This is a genomic window from Arthrobacter sp. AOP36-C1-22, from assembly GCF_052377515.1.
Classification (GTDB): domain Bacteria; phylum Actinomycetota; class Actinomycetes; order Actinomycetales; family Micrococcaceae; genus Arthrobacter_H.
Window position 1 is genome coordinate 18,941 of record NZ_JBQSWW010000004.1, and the last position, 12,232, is coordinate 31,172.

Below are 12,232 nucleotides of genomic sequence, written 5' to 3' on the forward strand. Positions count from 1 at the left end.
TCGGGGATCATGAAGATTCTGGACAAGGCAGTGCGCATCGATGCGTGGCTCTGGGGGATCCGCGCCTTCAAAACCCGCTCCGCGGCGACGGCGGCCTGCCGGGCGGGTCACGTCAAACTCAACGACCGCCCGGCCAAGGCCGCGGCGGTCGTGGTTCCCGGAGACATGATCCGGGTCCGGGAATCCGGGTTCGAGAAGATCCTCGAGGTGCGCGCCCTGATCTCCAAACGCGTCGGGGCTCCGGCGGCGGCCAGCTGCTACACCGACCACACCCCGGAACGTCCGAAGGCGCCGTCGTTGATGATTCCGGTCCGCGACCGCGGAACGGGGCGCCCCACCAAGAAGGACCGGCGCGAACTCGAACGGCTGCGCCGCGAACTGGAAGGCTAGACCGCCTCGTCCGCGCCCGGACGCTCCGCGAGCTCCGCGTCCAGACGCAGCAACCCGTTCCCGTCCTCACCGATCAGGCGGACCCGGCCGATGATCTCCCCGACGGTCGCCTCCTCTTCGAGCTGTTCCTCGACGAACCAGTTCAGCAGCGGCAGGGCGTCGATGTCCCCCTCCTGCTGCGCCAGACGGTAGAGGCTGCGGATGGCTTCCGACACCTTGACCTCATGGGCCAGCGAGGCCTCGAAGGCCTCCAGGACGGTACCGGCCTTCACACCGGGTGCCTTGATGCCACCGATGGAAGGGCTCGCGTCGCGGTCGGTCATATGGGCGATGAACTTCTCCGCGTGGACGACTTCTTCCTGGGCCTGGGCCCGGAACCATCCGGCGATGCCCGGCAGGTCATGGACGTCCATTTCGATGGCCAGCTGGCGGTAGACCACGGAGGCCTCGAGTTCGAGGGTGACTTGGTCGTTGAATGCTTCCTTCAGTGCTCCAGTAAGTTTCATGTGGATTAATCTACGGTGATTCCACCGGGCTGTCATCGCAGTCTGGCCTAACTGACCCGGGCATGGATCCATTAGCGAACACGGGCGTTGTCCCCCACGGGACGGGGTTGGGAAGCCATGCCTGCCCGGCCCTAGACTGGCCGGATGGGTCATATTGATGTTGCCGGAATCGACTATTTCCTCTCCGACGGCACGCAGCTGCTGAACGAGGTCTCCTTCAAGGTCGGCAACGGCAGCAAAACCGCCCTCATCGGACCCAACGGCGCCGGGAAGACGACGCTTTTCAAGATCATTGCCGGTGACCTCACCGCCGACGGCGGGACCGTCGGCCTGTCCGGCTCGATGGGCATCATGCGCCAGTTCGTCGGGCAGGTCCGTGACGAGTCCACGGTGCGCGACCTGCTGGTCTCCGCCGCACCCCCGGCCCTGGCGAAGGCCGCGGCCGAGATGGCAGCCGCCGAGGAGGCCATGCTCGAAGACCATACAGACCCCGCAGCCGAGGAGAAGACGCAGATGCGTTACGCCCAGGCGATCGTGGACTGGGGTGACGTGGGCGGATACGACATCGAGACCGTCTGGGACGTGGTCTGCATGGAGGCCCTCGGTCTGCCCTTCGAGGCCGCCGCCCACCGTCCGGCGACCACGCTCTCCGGTGGCGAGCAGAAACGGCTGGTACTGGAGGCGCTTTTCGCCGGCAACGACGAGGTCCTGCTGCTCGACGAACCGGATAACTACCTTGACGTCCCGGGCAAGCGTTGGTTGGAAGGCAAGCTGCGCAGCTCCGACAAGGCAGTGCTGTTCATCAGCCACGACCGCGAACTACTCAATCAGGCCGCCGAACGCATCATCACCCTTGAACCCGGTGTCAACGGTGCCTCCGCCTGGATCCATGGCGGGTCCTTCGGGAACTACGGCGAAGCACGTGCGGACCGCAACGCCCGCTTCGAGGAACTGCGCAAACGCTGGGACGAGGAGCACACCAAGCTCAAGGAGCTGGTGAACATGTACAAGAACAAGGCGGCCTTCCGTTCCGATATGGCCACCCGGTACAGCGCGGCACAGACCCGGTTGGCGAAGTTCCTGGAGATCGGCCCTCCCGAGGCGCTGCCGATGGAACAGAACGTCAAGATGCGGCTGAAAGGCGGCCGCACCGCCAAACGGGCCGTGGTGGCCACGAGACTGGAGCTCACCGGGCTGATGAAGCCCTTCTCCACCGAGGTCTGGTTCGGGGACCGGGTGGGGGTGCTCGGTTCCAATGGTTCCGGCAAATCGCACTTCCTGCGGCTGCTCGCCGCCGGCGGCACCGACCCCGAACGCGAACATCTCCCCGTCTCGGATATCGCCCTGACCGAGGTTCCCCACGAGGGCAAGGTCAAGCTCGGCGCCCGCATCCGTCCGGGCTACTTCGCCCAGACGCATATCCGGCCGGATCTGGGTCATCGTTCCCTGCTGGACATCCTGCACCGCGGCGACGAGCACCGCTCCGGCATGGGGCGCGAGGCGGCTTCGGGGGCCCTTGATGGTTACGGATTGGCTGCACAGGCCGAACAGGCCTTTGATTCACTCTCCGGAGGGCAGCAGGCCCGTTTCCAGATCCTGTTGCTGCAACTTTCGGGAGCGACCCTGCTCCTCCTCGACGAACCCACCGACAACCTGGACCTGCACTCCGGCGAAGCCCTGGAACGGGCGGTCAATGCTTTTGAAGGAACCGTTCTGGCGGTCACCCACGACCGCTGGTTCGCCAAGTCCTTCGACAGGTTCCTGGTCTTCGGGTCCGACGGGAGGGTCTACGAGTCCGAGGAACCCGTCTGGGATGAGGCCCGGGTCCAACGGACCCGCTGAGCGGGAATACCCGTCCCGTCCGGGACGCTGTGCCCGGCAGGTGACCGTTGAAGGACAACGGCCACGATTGATCGTCCCCCACCGAAGGAGACCACGTTGAGCATGTACGCCGTCACCAACCCAGCCACCGGAGAAGTCGAGAAGGAATACGAGACCTTCACCGACGCGGCCCTGCAGGAAGCCCTCGCCGGCGCCCATGCCTCCTTCGCCACCTGGCGGAACACCTCGGTGGACGACAGGGCCGCCCTGCTCGGACGCGTCGCCGACCTGTACGAGGAACGCCGGGACGAACTGGCAGCGATCATCACCCGTGAGATGGGCAAGCCCGTCATGCAGGCCAAGGGCGAAATCGGCATCGTCGCCTCCATCTACCGGTACTACGCCGCCAACGGCCCCGGCTTCCTCGCCGACGAGGAACTCGACGTCGCCGCCGGCGGATCCGCCGTGGTGCGCAAGGAGGGTCTGGGCGTGTTGCTGGGCATCATGCCCTGGAACTTCCCGTACTACCAGGTTGCCCGGTTCGCCGCCCCGAACCTGATGAACGGCAACACCATCCTGCTCAAGCACGCCCCGCAGTGCCCCGAATCGGCTGTGGCCATGGAGCAGATCTTCCGCGATGCCGGAGCCCCCGAGGGGGCCTATGTGAACATCTTCGCCACCAACGAACAGATCGCCGAGCTCATCGCCGATCCGCGGATCCAGGGCGTATCGCTCACCGGTTCCGAGCGCGCCGGTTCCGCGGTGGCCGAAGTCGCCGGCCGGAACCTGAAGAAGGTCGTTCTGGAACTGGGCGGTTCCGACCCGTTCATCCTGCTCGATACCGAAAACCTGGAGAAGACGGTCAAACGCGCCGTCAACGCCCGCATGGGCAATGGCGGCCAGGCCTGCAACGCGGCCAAACGCTTCATCGTCATGGCGGACCTCTACGACGACTTCGTCGAGAAGTTCACCGCGGCCGCCGGCGCCATCACGCCGTCGGATCCCACCGAGGACCAGACGGCAGTGGGCCCGCTGTCCTCGCAGTCGGCCGCGGACAATCTGCAGAAGCAGGTCGATTCGGCCATTGCCGAGGGGGCCAAGGTACTGGTCGGTGGTTCCAAGGTGGCCGAGGATTCAGCCTTCTTCCAGCCCACCGTGCTGACCGGGGTCACCGATGAGATGGAGGTGTTCCATCAGGAACTGTTCGGCCCGGTCGCCATGATCTTCAAGGTCTCCAGCGAGGAGGATGCCGTGGCCCTGGCCAACGACACCCCCTTCGGACTCGGTTCGTCCATCTTCACCGAGGATCCCCAGCGGGCCCAGCGGGTGGCGCATCAGATCGACGCCGGAATGGTCTTCATCAACGAGCCCGGCGGGACCGCCGCCGAGTTGCCCTTCGGCGGGGTCAAGCGCTCCGGCGTCGGCCGGGAACTGGGCAAATACGGGATGGAGGAGTTCGTGAACCGCAAACTCATCCGCACCCGCAAGTAGACACCCCGTCAGGCCGTTTCCTTCCCACGGGAAGGAAACGGCCTGTATGCCGTGGTGGCTCAGCCGACCTCGAAGCCTCCGCGGCCGGCACGCACCTCGATCTGCCGGACGTCGAGGCGTTCAACCCGGCCCGGGGCATCGGGCGAACGCAGCCAGTCGGCCAGGGCGGCCACCGCCGCCGCGGGACCCTGCGCAGTAACGCACACGCTGCCGTCGGGGAGGTTCTGCGCGCTTCCTTCCACCCCGAGGGCTTCGGCGCGCTGCCGGGTCCGGTACCGGAATCCAACCCCCTGCACCATGCCGTAGGCCATCGCCTCGACGGCCGTGACCGCGTCGCCGGCGTCCGGGCCGCTGCTGCCGCGGGTCCCCGGCCCGCCGTTCATGCCGCCCCTGTCGATCCGCCGGTCAGTTCGATGGGTGCCACCCCGGCGTCGAAACCGAAGACGTGGGCGTAGAACGCCAAGGAGAGTTCCTGGGCGCGTACGATGTTCGCTGCCTGCCGGAACCCGTGCTGTTCCCCGGCAAAAAGCACGTAGGCATGTTCGATCCCCTTGGCCGCCAGCGCGTCGGCGAACTTCTGCGACTGGTTCGGCGGGACGACCTTGTCCTCGTCGCCCTGGAGCAACAGGACCGGGCAGTCCAGGTCGTCGACGTGGTTGATGGGGGCCCGTTCGACATACAGTGCGCGGGCCTGTGGCCACGGGCCCACCAACGACTCCATGTAGTGGGCTTCGAAATCGTGGGTATCGGCGACGAGCGCCTCGAGATCGGCCACCCCATACCGCGAGATCCCGGCGCTGAAGGCCGTGGTGTTGGTCAGGCAGGCCAGGGTGGTCCACCCGCCGGCCGAACCGCCTTCGATGGCCAGCCGGTCGGGATCGGCCAGCCCGGCATCCACGAGGCCGCGCATCACCGCGACGGTGTCCTGGACGTCGGCGACGCCCCACTGTCCGGCCAACCGTTCCCGGTAGGCCCGACCGAATCCGCTGGATCCCGCATAGTTCACGTCCACCACGCCCAGCCCACGGCTGGTGTAGTAGGCGATCTCCAACGACAGGCCGATGCGCGCCTGTCCGGTCGGGCCGCCATGCACCATGGCGATGAAGGGGGGTTTCTCGTCCGTACCGCCCAGGTATCCGGCAAGCGCCGGTTCGTAGACGTTCGCGTGCACCACCGTCCCGGTTTCATCGGTGAACTCCATCGCCCGTCCGGTCGGCAGCACCCCGGGGTCGGGGAGTTCCGCCAGCGACCGGCGGATGGTCCTCATCTGGCAGGAAGCCAGATCGAGCACCCGGATGCCGTTGCCTTCGGTCGAGTTCTGCGACACGGTGAGGACCTGTGGGCCGGTGCCCTCGTCGTGGATCTCGATGGGCAGGGCATGGGTCAGCACGGCCTCGAGGTCCTCCAGGGTCCCTGTCCGTGGATCGAGCACGCCCAGCCGCATCCCGTGGGTGCCATGGGCGGCCAGGATCCTCCCGTCCTCGAGCACCGAATACCAGGTGCTGCCGATCTGCCACAGGGGTTCGGCGAATTCCTCCTCGCGTGGGCACAGCGCCCGGGCCGTCCCGGCGTCGACGTCTTGCCTGTAGAGGTTCCACCAGCCCGAGCGGTCCGAGATGAAGGCCAGGGCCCCGGCGTCGAGCCATTCGGGTTGCAGTACGGATTCAGCCACCGAACCGGCCAGCTCAGTCACCGAGGACACGATCCCTGCGTCGTCGAGTTCCCCGACATGCAGGACGGTCCCGTCCCAGGGCATCTGCGGGTGTTCCCAGCTGATCCAGGCGATCCGCCGGGCATCGGGGCTGAGCCGGGGATAGGCGACGAACCGGGACGGCGGCGTCACCCGGCGCAGCCGCGACGCATCCTGGGCGGCACTGCCGTCCAGCGGGATGGCGACGATGTAGCGTTCCGGGGCGGGCCCGCTGAGATCCTCGCAGACGGCGAGCATCTCGCCGGCATCCGCGGAGGGGACGAACTCGGCGAAGCGCAGTTGCGGGTCCGTCTGACCGCCGGGCCGGGAATCGGGGGTCAGGGCACTGATGCCCGCGGGTCCTCGCAAATGGACCCTCTGATCAGCGAAGTTCGTGAAGACGAAGCGGCCGGTTTGGGCGGAGTCGGCCAGCGGGGCCCAGGCCGCGCCCCCGTATTCGTGGACCCGGCTGCGGACATTGTAGGGCGCTGGAAGCAACTCCACCTGCGGGTCCCCGTCGGCCATGATGGTGTTGCGTCCGCCTTCTTCCGGGCGACCTTCAACCCACCAGACCACGTCGGCCACGAACCGGGGGAAGCCCACCGGCCTACGGGTGGCGATCAGTGATGCCGCGGTGAGTGGGGAGGGCCAGGAGCCGTATGATGCACGAATACTCATGACATACGAGCCTACCGGTGGGCCTTCCGCCGTCGAACCGGCCGAGGCAGGATGGACTCATGACACGCTTTGCCGTCTTCCTCCGTGGCATCAACGTCGGCGGGGTCCGCATCACCATGAAGGACCTGGCTGCCGCGCTGGCTGCTGCCGGATATCGACGGGTCATCACCGTGCTGGCTTCGGGGAACGTGGTGCTCGATGCCGACGAAGACGACGCCGGCTCCCTGGGGACGGCGCTGGAGGCCCTGTTGGGCGAGCGCTTCGGCTATCCGGCGCGGGTCGTCGCCACGACGACGGCCCGGGTGGCGGCGTTGGTCGAGGCCTACCCCTTCCCCCCGATCGACGACGGGGTTCCCCGGCACGACTACGTGGTCCTGGCCGCCTCCGAGACAGCCGTGGCCTCGGTCATGGCTGCGGCCCCACGGCCCGCCGACGGGGAGAGCTTCGCCACCGGGGACTCGGTACTGTATTGGCAGGTTCCCCGCGGCGAATCGCTGAGCTCACCGCTTGCCAAGGTCCTGGCCCGCCCGCAGCACAAGGCGTCCTTGACCACGCGGAACCTGAACACCCTGCACAAGGTCCTGTCCCGGGCGGCTGCCGGGGACTAGACGCGTTCGGGTGTCCGGGCGGCTTCGGCGTCGTCCTCGATCTGCCGGGGCCCGTTGATCATGAAGGCACCGGCCACCATGACCACCAGGCAGATTCCCAGCATTCCGAAGGAGGCGCCCCAGCCGCCGGTGGCCTCGTGGACGACCCCGAAAAGCAGCGGGGCGATCGCGGCGCCGACGTAGCCCAGGCCCTGGCTGAATCCTGCCAGCACCCCGGATCCATAGGTCGTGCGCGAACGCAGGTTGATCATCAGCAGCGCCATGGCGAACGTTCCCTGCCCGAGCCCGGCCGAGGTGATCCACCACCAGGTCCCCTGGGTCGGGAGGAAGTACATGCCCAGATGCCCGATGACCCATAGCAGGACGAAGAAGCCGACGGCGTAGATGGGTTGGCGCATCCGCGGGACCACCAGCGGCACCAGCAGGCTCACCGGTAGTCCAAGGACCGCGAAGTAGGCCAGCGCGCTGCCGGCCACGGCCGGGGAGATCCCCTCGCCGATGAGATAGGGCGGAAGCCAGGTGAAGTAGACGTAGGTCTGTCCGGAGTTCCCGGCCAGGAAGATGGCCAGGCCCCAGGCGACCCGGGAGCGCCAGGGGTTGATCCTGCGGTCCGCTTCCACCGCGACGACGCCGGCGAGTCGGCTTTTGGTTTCGGCCGGGGTCTCTGCCGCCGCCATCCGGGCATGTTCTGCCGCCTCCGCGCCCCGCCGGCGCCGGTCGGCCGCGAACTGGATGAACCAGGGCACCAGGACGACGGCGCTGGCCAGGGTCCAGAAGCCGATGGAGAACCGCCAGTTGGACACCTGCTCGAGCGGGACCGCGAACATGGGGCTCATGGCGGTGCCGATCGCGATCAGGGTCACGTAGCCGGAGGTGACGGTGGAGATCTTATCCGCGAAGTATTTCTTCACCAGTGGCGGCAGAACCACGTTGCCCATGCCGTAGCCGATCATCGTCAGCGCGGAGAGCAGCAGGAAGGAGGTCACGTCCCCCACGAAGGCCCGGCCCGCCTGTCCGACGATGGCCAGTGCCACCGAAAGCAACAGGGTCCGTTCCAGTCCCAGCATGGCTATCATCCGCGGGGTGAACAGCCCCGAGATTCCGAAGATGATCGGGGCCAGCATGGCCAAGAGCCCGGTACTGAAGGCGGTGAAGCCCAGCTCCGGGCCGATGAGGTCCAAAAGCGGCGGAACCGAAACGACGGCGGCACGCACGCTCAGGGCCATGAGCATGATCCCCACCAGAGCGGCGATGCGCCCCTTCCATGGGCGGGACTTGAGCTTCAAGGCCATCAGTGGCCCTCCTTGAGCCGGTCGACCTGCTCGAGCAGGGCGCCGATATCACTGCCGACCAGGGAACGGGACCAGGTGCCGGGCATCGTCGAATGGTAATAGAGGCCTTCACCGATCAGCATGATGGCTTCGGCGGCATGCGGGTCGGCGACGTCTTCGCGCACCAGTCGCTCCCAGTCGCCGTGCACCTGGTCCAGGGCGGCGACCGCCGGGGCATGGGCCCCCGCCGCCAGACGGACGACGGCCTGGTAGAAGGAATCGAATTCGGTTTCCTCGACCGTGGAGGTGCGCACATAGTACCGGGCGGCCCCCTCGGGGGCGGCTTCCATGCGTTCGCTATCCTGCTGCGCGGCGTCCAGCAGACGTTCGATGACGGCTTCGGCGAGGGCGTCCTTGGAAGGAAAGTGGTACAGCAGCCCGCCCTTGGAGACACCGGCCAGTGCCGCGGTCGCGTCCATCGTCGCCGCCCGTTCGCCATCGCTGCGCAGCAGGGCCGCATAGGCGTCGAGGATTTTCTCCCGTGCTGTTGGTGGTCTGGACATGCCTTCGACTCTAGCGTTTTCGACCGCCTCCGCCGTCATCGACATCATATGGACTCCATACCGTCCGGACGGTACAGTTACTCGGGAGATTCCTCCCCACCCCAAGGACACCGGCATGAGCGCGTTGGACGACCGGCAGACCCGAAGCCTGCACCCCGGACGAGCGCGCCGTTGGGCCGCCCTGGCCGTACTGATGTTCCCGGTGTTGCTGGTCGCCGTCGACAACACCGTGCTCAGCTTCGCCGTCCCCTCGCTGTCCCGGGCCCTGGAGCCCTCGTCGACCCAACTGCTATGGATCATCGACATCTATCCCCTGGTGCTGGCCGGCCTGCTGGTTCCCATGGGGAGTCTCGGTGACCGGATCGGCCGACGGAAGCTGCTGCTGATCGGCGGGGCGGGCTTCGGCCTGGTCTCGGCGGCGGCCGCCTTCGTCCCCGACGCCACGCTGCTCATCGCCGCGCGGGCCCTCATGGCAGTCTTCGGCTCCATGCTCATGCCGGCGACCTTGTCGCTCATCCGGAACATCTTCACCGACGACTCCGAACGCCGCACCGCCATCGCCGCCTGGGCTTCGGCCTTTTCCGGAGGCGCGGCACTGGGGCCGGTCCTGGGCGGCTGGCTGCTGGAGCACTTCTGGTGGGGCTCGATCTTCCTGATGGCCATCCCGATGCTCCTGCCCTTGATCGTCCTGGGCCCGTTCCTCATCCCCGAATCCCGCGACCCCCACCCGGGGCGCATGGACCCACCGAGCATCCTGCTGGCCGTGGGGACCCTGCTGCCGATCGTGTACGGCATCAAATCGGTGACGGGCGCCGGATCCCTGGCCGTGGGGATCGTGGCGATCTCCCTGGGGCTGGCCTGCGGCACCACCTTCGTGCGCCGTCAGTTGCGCAGCAGCTCCCCCATGCTCGACGTCCGGTTGTTCTGCAACCCCGTCTTCTCCGCTGCCCTGGTGGTGAATCTCTTCAGCGTCTTCGCGCTGGTGGGATTCATCTACTTCCTTTCACAGCATCTGCAACTCATCGCCGGCCTGTCGCCGATGGAGGCGGGGCTCTTCATGATCCCCGGCCTGGTGTTGACGGTCGTCTTCGGATTCGTCGCCGTGCCGTTGGTCAAGCGGATCGGGCCCGCCGGGGTGGTCATGACCGGTCTGGCCTTCAACGCCATGGCCTATGCCCTGGTCGTGGTGCTGGGACGTTCCGGATCGTTGGGGGGCCTGCTGCTGGCCTTCTGCGTCCTGGGCATCGGGGTCGGCCTGGCCGAGACGATCTCCAACGACCTGGCCCTCTCGGCGGTTCCGCCGGCCCGTGCGGGATCAGCTGCGGCCATCTCGGAGACCGCCTACGAAGTCGGGTCGGTGCTGGGCACCGCGGTCCTGGGGAGCATCCTCAACGCCGCCTACAGCCGGGGCGTAGCCATCCCGTCCTCGCTGGACGCGGACGCGGCAGACCGCGCCCGGCAGACATTGGCCGGGGCCAACGACGTCGCCGATTCGATGCCCCCCGGCTCCGCGGCCAGCGGACTGGCCGAATCCGCGGCACGGGCCTTCGATGGAGGCGTCACGATCACCGCGGCCATCGCCGTGGGCCTCATGGTCGCCGCATTGCTGGTCGTCCGCTTCGCCCTGAGGGACAGGATCCCGGAGGCAGGGAACCCCCTCGAGCCCCCGCAGGAAACCGGCCCGGGAACCTCGGAGGAGCCCGGCGTGGAGGCCCTCTCCGACCCACCCACCGAAGAAATCCCAAAGAATTTGACCATCCAATAGGTTCTTGGCGTGATCTCGCGTATCGTAGAAGGCGTAGTCGTAGTTTTCTCGCAGTAATTTCAGTGTCAAGGCCCCGTTCGCGGGGAGTGTCTCTTTTTGACTCGCGGTAAATACTCGTAGCTGCATGTCACCGTCAAGTCCGATGGTGACAACCCCTACGTCCCCTGCGGACAGTCTCGAAAGGACACATATCATGGCAATTGGTACCGTCAAGTGGTTCAACGCTGAAAAGGGCTTCGGCTTCATCGCCCCCGACGACAACTCGGACGACGTGTTCGCGCACTACTCCGCGATCCAGTCGAACGGCTTCCGCTCCCTCGAAGAGGGCCAGCGCGTTGAGTTCGAGGTGACCCAGGGCCAGAAGGGCCTGCAGGCCACGGACATCCGCACTGTCTAAGTCTTTCATGAGGCCCTAACGGGCCGATGTGAACACCTGGAAATGGTGGCATCCCCGCGGGGATGCCACCATTTCTTTTGGTCCGGACGCACTCTGGACGAACACCCCGGGTCATGGATACGTTGGGGATCCCAGACGAAGGACCGCCCATGACCTCCCCCGCGGAGTCTCCCCCTCCCCCCGGCCTCGAACTGGTGCGCGGATTCTCCTTGGAAATGACCGGCAAGGACCGGCGTTCCCTGGCCGAAGCCGCAGGATCCCTCCCGCCCCGGACCCGCGTCAACGTCACGTTCCTGGGCAACGAGGAGACCGGGCTGCGCGTCGCTGCCGCGGCCGATGTCCGCGCCGCCGGGCTCGAACCGGTCCCCCATATTTCCGCCCGTCGACTGGTCTCCGGGGCTGAACTCGACGAATTCCTCGACCTGCTGGTCGGGCAGGCCCAGGTCACCGACGTCTTCGTCGTCGGTGGGGATCCGGTGGAGCCACTGGGCCCGTTCCCCGATGCCTTGTCGCTGATCACCTCCGGGCGCCTGCAGGCCCACGGCGTGGGAGCGGTCGCCATCGCCGGCTACCCCGAGGGGCATCCGGACATCGATGACGCGACCTTATGGGCCGCCCTCCAGAACAAGGCGACCGCGCTGCAGGAGGCCTCGTTGTCGGGGTCCATCATCACCCAGTTCGGCTTCGACTCGCGCGCGGTGCTCTCCTGGCTGGCCGAGCTGCGCCGTCGCGGCATCGACCTGCCCGTCAGGATCGGCGTGCCCGGCCCGGCCGGCATCAGGCGCCTACTGAGCTACGCCCGCCGCTTCGGCATCTCGTCCTCGGCGGGAATCGCCCAACAATACGGTTTCTCGCTGGCCAACCTGCTGGGCACCGCGGGGCCGGACCGGTTCGTCCACCATCTGGCCGCCGGCCTGGACCCGCCGACCCACGGTGAGGTGCGACTGCACTTCTATACCTTCGGCGGACTGGCTGCCACGGCCCGGTGGGTGGAGGATTTCATCGCCGGGGCCTGAGGGCGGCGCCCCCGGGGAATGTTCGGGGCCGCGAAC

The 12,232-nt window shown here is 67.2% G+C and carries 12 protein-coding genes; 7 read left to right on the top strand and 5 right to left on the bottom strand.

Features of this window, described 5'->3' with window-relative positions:
- The first annotated feature begins 9 nt into the window (after positions 1–9).
- Complete coding sequence (locus tag ACT3S6_RS03550; RefSeq protein WP_444553783.1) at positions 10–390, top strand: RNA-binding S4 domain-containing protein; 381 nt, start codon at positions 10–12, stop codon at positions 388–390.
- On the opposite strand, the gene ACT3S6_RS03555 is transcribed toward ACT3S6_RS03550, so the two are convergent.
- Positions 387–896: a ferritin gene (locus ACT3S6_RS03555; protein ID WP_444553784.1), complete on the bottom strand. Its 510-nt coding sequence runs from the start codon at positions 894–896 to the stop codon at positions 387–389. The genes ACT3S6_RS03550 and ACT3S6_RS03555 overlap by 4 nt on opposite strands.
- Before the next feature lie 144 nt (positions 897–1,040).
- Between ACT3S6_RS03555 and ACT3S6_RS03560 the strand changes: the two genes are divergently transcribed.
- Positions 1,041–2,738, top strand: coding sequence for an ABC-F family ATP-binding cassette domain-containing protein (locus ACT3S6_RS03560; protein ID WP_444553785.1), 1,698 nt, complete (start codon positions 1,041–1,043; stop codon positions 2,736–2,738).
- A 96-nt stretch (positions 2,739–2,834) separates the two neighbouring features.
- On the top strand, positions 2,835–4,208 hold the full coding sequence (locus ACT3S6_RS03565) for an NAD-dependent succinate-semialdehyde dehydrogenase (protein WP_444553786.1): 1,374 nt from the start codon (positions 2,835–2,837) through the stop codon (positions 4,206–4,208).
- 59 nt (positions 4,209–4,267) lie between these two features.
- Here the strand turns inward: ACT3S6_RS03565 and ACT3S6_RS03570 are convergent, their stop codons facing one another.
- Both ACT3S6_RS03570 and ACT3S6_RS03575 read right to left on the bottom strand, forming a co-directional pair.
- The gene (locus ACT3S6_RS03570) at positions 4,268–4,591 is read right to left on the bottom strand and encodes an acylphosphatase (RefSeq protein WP_444553787.1); all 324 of its coding nucleotides are present in this window, start codon (positions 4,589–4,591) and stop codon (positions 4,268–4,270) included.
- A complete protein-coding gene (locus tag ACT3S6_RS03575; protein WP_444553788.1) occupies positions 4,588–6,576 on the bottom strand; it encodes a prolyl oligopeptidase family serine peptidase in 1,989 nt (662 codons plus the stop codon). The genes ACT3S6_RS03570 and ACT3S6_RS03575 overlap by 4 nt, the downstream gene beginning before the upstream one ends.
- A gap of 59 nt (positions 6,577–6,635) precedes the next feature.
- On the opposite strand from ACT3S6_RS03575, the gene ACT3S6_RS03580 reads away from it, so the two are divergent.
- The gene (locus ACT3S6_RS03580; protein WP_444553789.1) at positions 6,636–7,184 is read left to right on the top strand and encodes a DUF1697 domain-containing protein; all 549 of its coding nucleotides are present in this window, start codon (positions 6,636–6,638) and stop codon (positions 7,182–7,184) included.
- Here the strand turns inward: ACT3S6_RS03580 and ACT3S6_RS03585 are convergent.
- Together ACT3S6_RS03585 and ACT3S6_RS03590 are read right to left on the bottom strand one after the other, a co-directional pair.
- The gene (locus tag ACT3S6_RS03585; protein ID WP_444553790.1) at positions 7,181–8,476 is read right to left on the bottom strand and encodes an MFS transporter; all 1,296 of its coding nucleotides are present in this window, start codon (positions 8,474–8,476) and stop codon (positions 7,181–7,183) included. The two genes, ACT3S6_RS03580 and ACT3S6_RS03585, sit on opposite strands and share 4 nt — an antisense overlap.
- Positions 8,476–9,018, bottom strand: coding sequence for a TetR/AcrR family transcriptional regulator (locus ACT3S6_RS03590; protein ID WP_444553791.1), 543 nt, complete (start codon positions 9,016–9,018; stop codon positions 8,476–8,478). The genes ACT3S6_RS03585 and ACT3S6_RS03590 overlap by 1 nt, the downstream gene beginning before the upstream one ends.
- Before the next feature lie 115 nt (positions 9,019–9,133).
- Here ACT3S6_RS03590 and ACT3S6_RS03595 point away from each other — a divergent pair, with 115 nt between their 5' ends.
- The 3 genes from ACT3S6_RS03595 to ACT3S6_RS03605 all read left to right on the top strand — a co-directional run bounded on the left by ACT3S6_RS03595 (position 9,134) and on the right by ACT3S6_RS03605 (position 12,196).
- Positions 9,134–10,783, top strand: a complete 1,650-nt coding sequence (locus ACT3S6_RS03595) for an MFS transporter (RefSeq protein WP_444553792.1) — start codon at positions 9,134–9,136, stop codon at positions 10,781–10,783.
- Positions 10,784–10,976: 193 nt separating this feature from the next.
- On the top strand, positions 10,977–11,180 hold the full coding sequence (locus tag ACT3S6_RS03600; RefSeq protein ID WP_086995297.1) for a cold-shock protein: 204 nt from the start codon (positions 10,977–10,979) through the stop codon (positions 11,178–11,180).
- 149 nt (positions 11,181–11,329) lie between these two features.
- Complete coding sequence (locus tag ACT3S6_RS03605) at positions 11,330–12,196, top strand: methylenetetrahydrofolate reductase (RefSeq protein ID WP_444553793.1); 867 nt, start codon at positions 11,330–11,332, stop codon at positions 12,194–12,196.
- Positions 12,197–12,232: the final 36 nt, after the last annotated feature.

Bases quoted from the DNA above. Each gene is read 5' to 3' on its own strand.
- ACT3S6_RS03595 (WP_444553792.1), top strand. From the start codon at position 9,134: ATGAGCGCGTTGGACGACCGGCAGACCCGAAGCCTGCACCCCGGACGA.
- ACT3S6_RS03600 (WP_086995297.1), top strand. From the start codon at position 10,977: ATGGCAATTGGTACCGTCAAGTGGTTCAACGCTGAAAAGGGCTTCGGC.
- ACT3S6_RS03560 (WP_444553785.1), top strand. From the start codon at position 1,041: ATGGGTCATATTGATGTTGCCGGAATCGACTATTTCCTCTCCGACGGC.
- ACT3S6_RS03555 (WP_444553784.1), bottom strand. From the start codon at position 896: ATGAAACTTACTGGAGCACTGAAGGAAGCATTCAACGACCAAGTCACC.
- ACT3S6_RS03585 (WP_444553790.1), bottom strand. From the start codon at position 8,476: ATGGCCTTGAAGCTCAAGTCCCGCCCATGGAAGGGGCGCATCGCCGCT.
- ACT3S6_RS03580 (WP_444553789.1), top strand. From the start codon at position 6,636: ATGACACGCTTTGCCGTCTTCCTCCGTGGCATCAACGTCGGCGGGGTC.
- ACT3S6_RS03590 (WP_444553791.1), bottom strand. From the start codon at position 9,018: ATGTCCAGACCACCAACAGCACGGGAGAAAATCCTCGACGCCTATGCG.
- ACT3S6_RS03575 (WP_444553788.1), bottom strand. From the start codon at position 6,576: ATGAGTATTCGTGCATCATACGGCTCCTGGCCCTCCCCACTCACCGCG.
- ACT3S6_RS03550 (WP_444553783.1), top strand. From the start codon at position 10: ATGAAGATTCTGGACAAGGCAGTGCGCATCGATGCGTGGCTCTGGGGG.
- ACT3S6_RS03570 (WP_444553787.1), bottom strand. From the start codon at position 4,591: ATGAACGGCGGGCCGGGGACCCGCGGCAGCAGCGGCCCGGACGCCGGC.
- ACT3S6_RS03605 (WP_444553793.1), top strand. From the start codon at position 11,330: ATGACCTCCCCCGCGGAGTCTCCCCCTCCCCCCGGCCTCGAACTGGTG.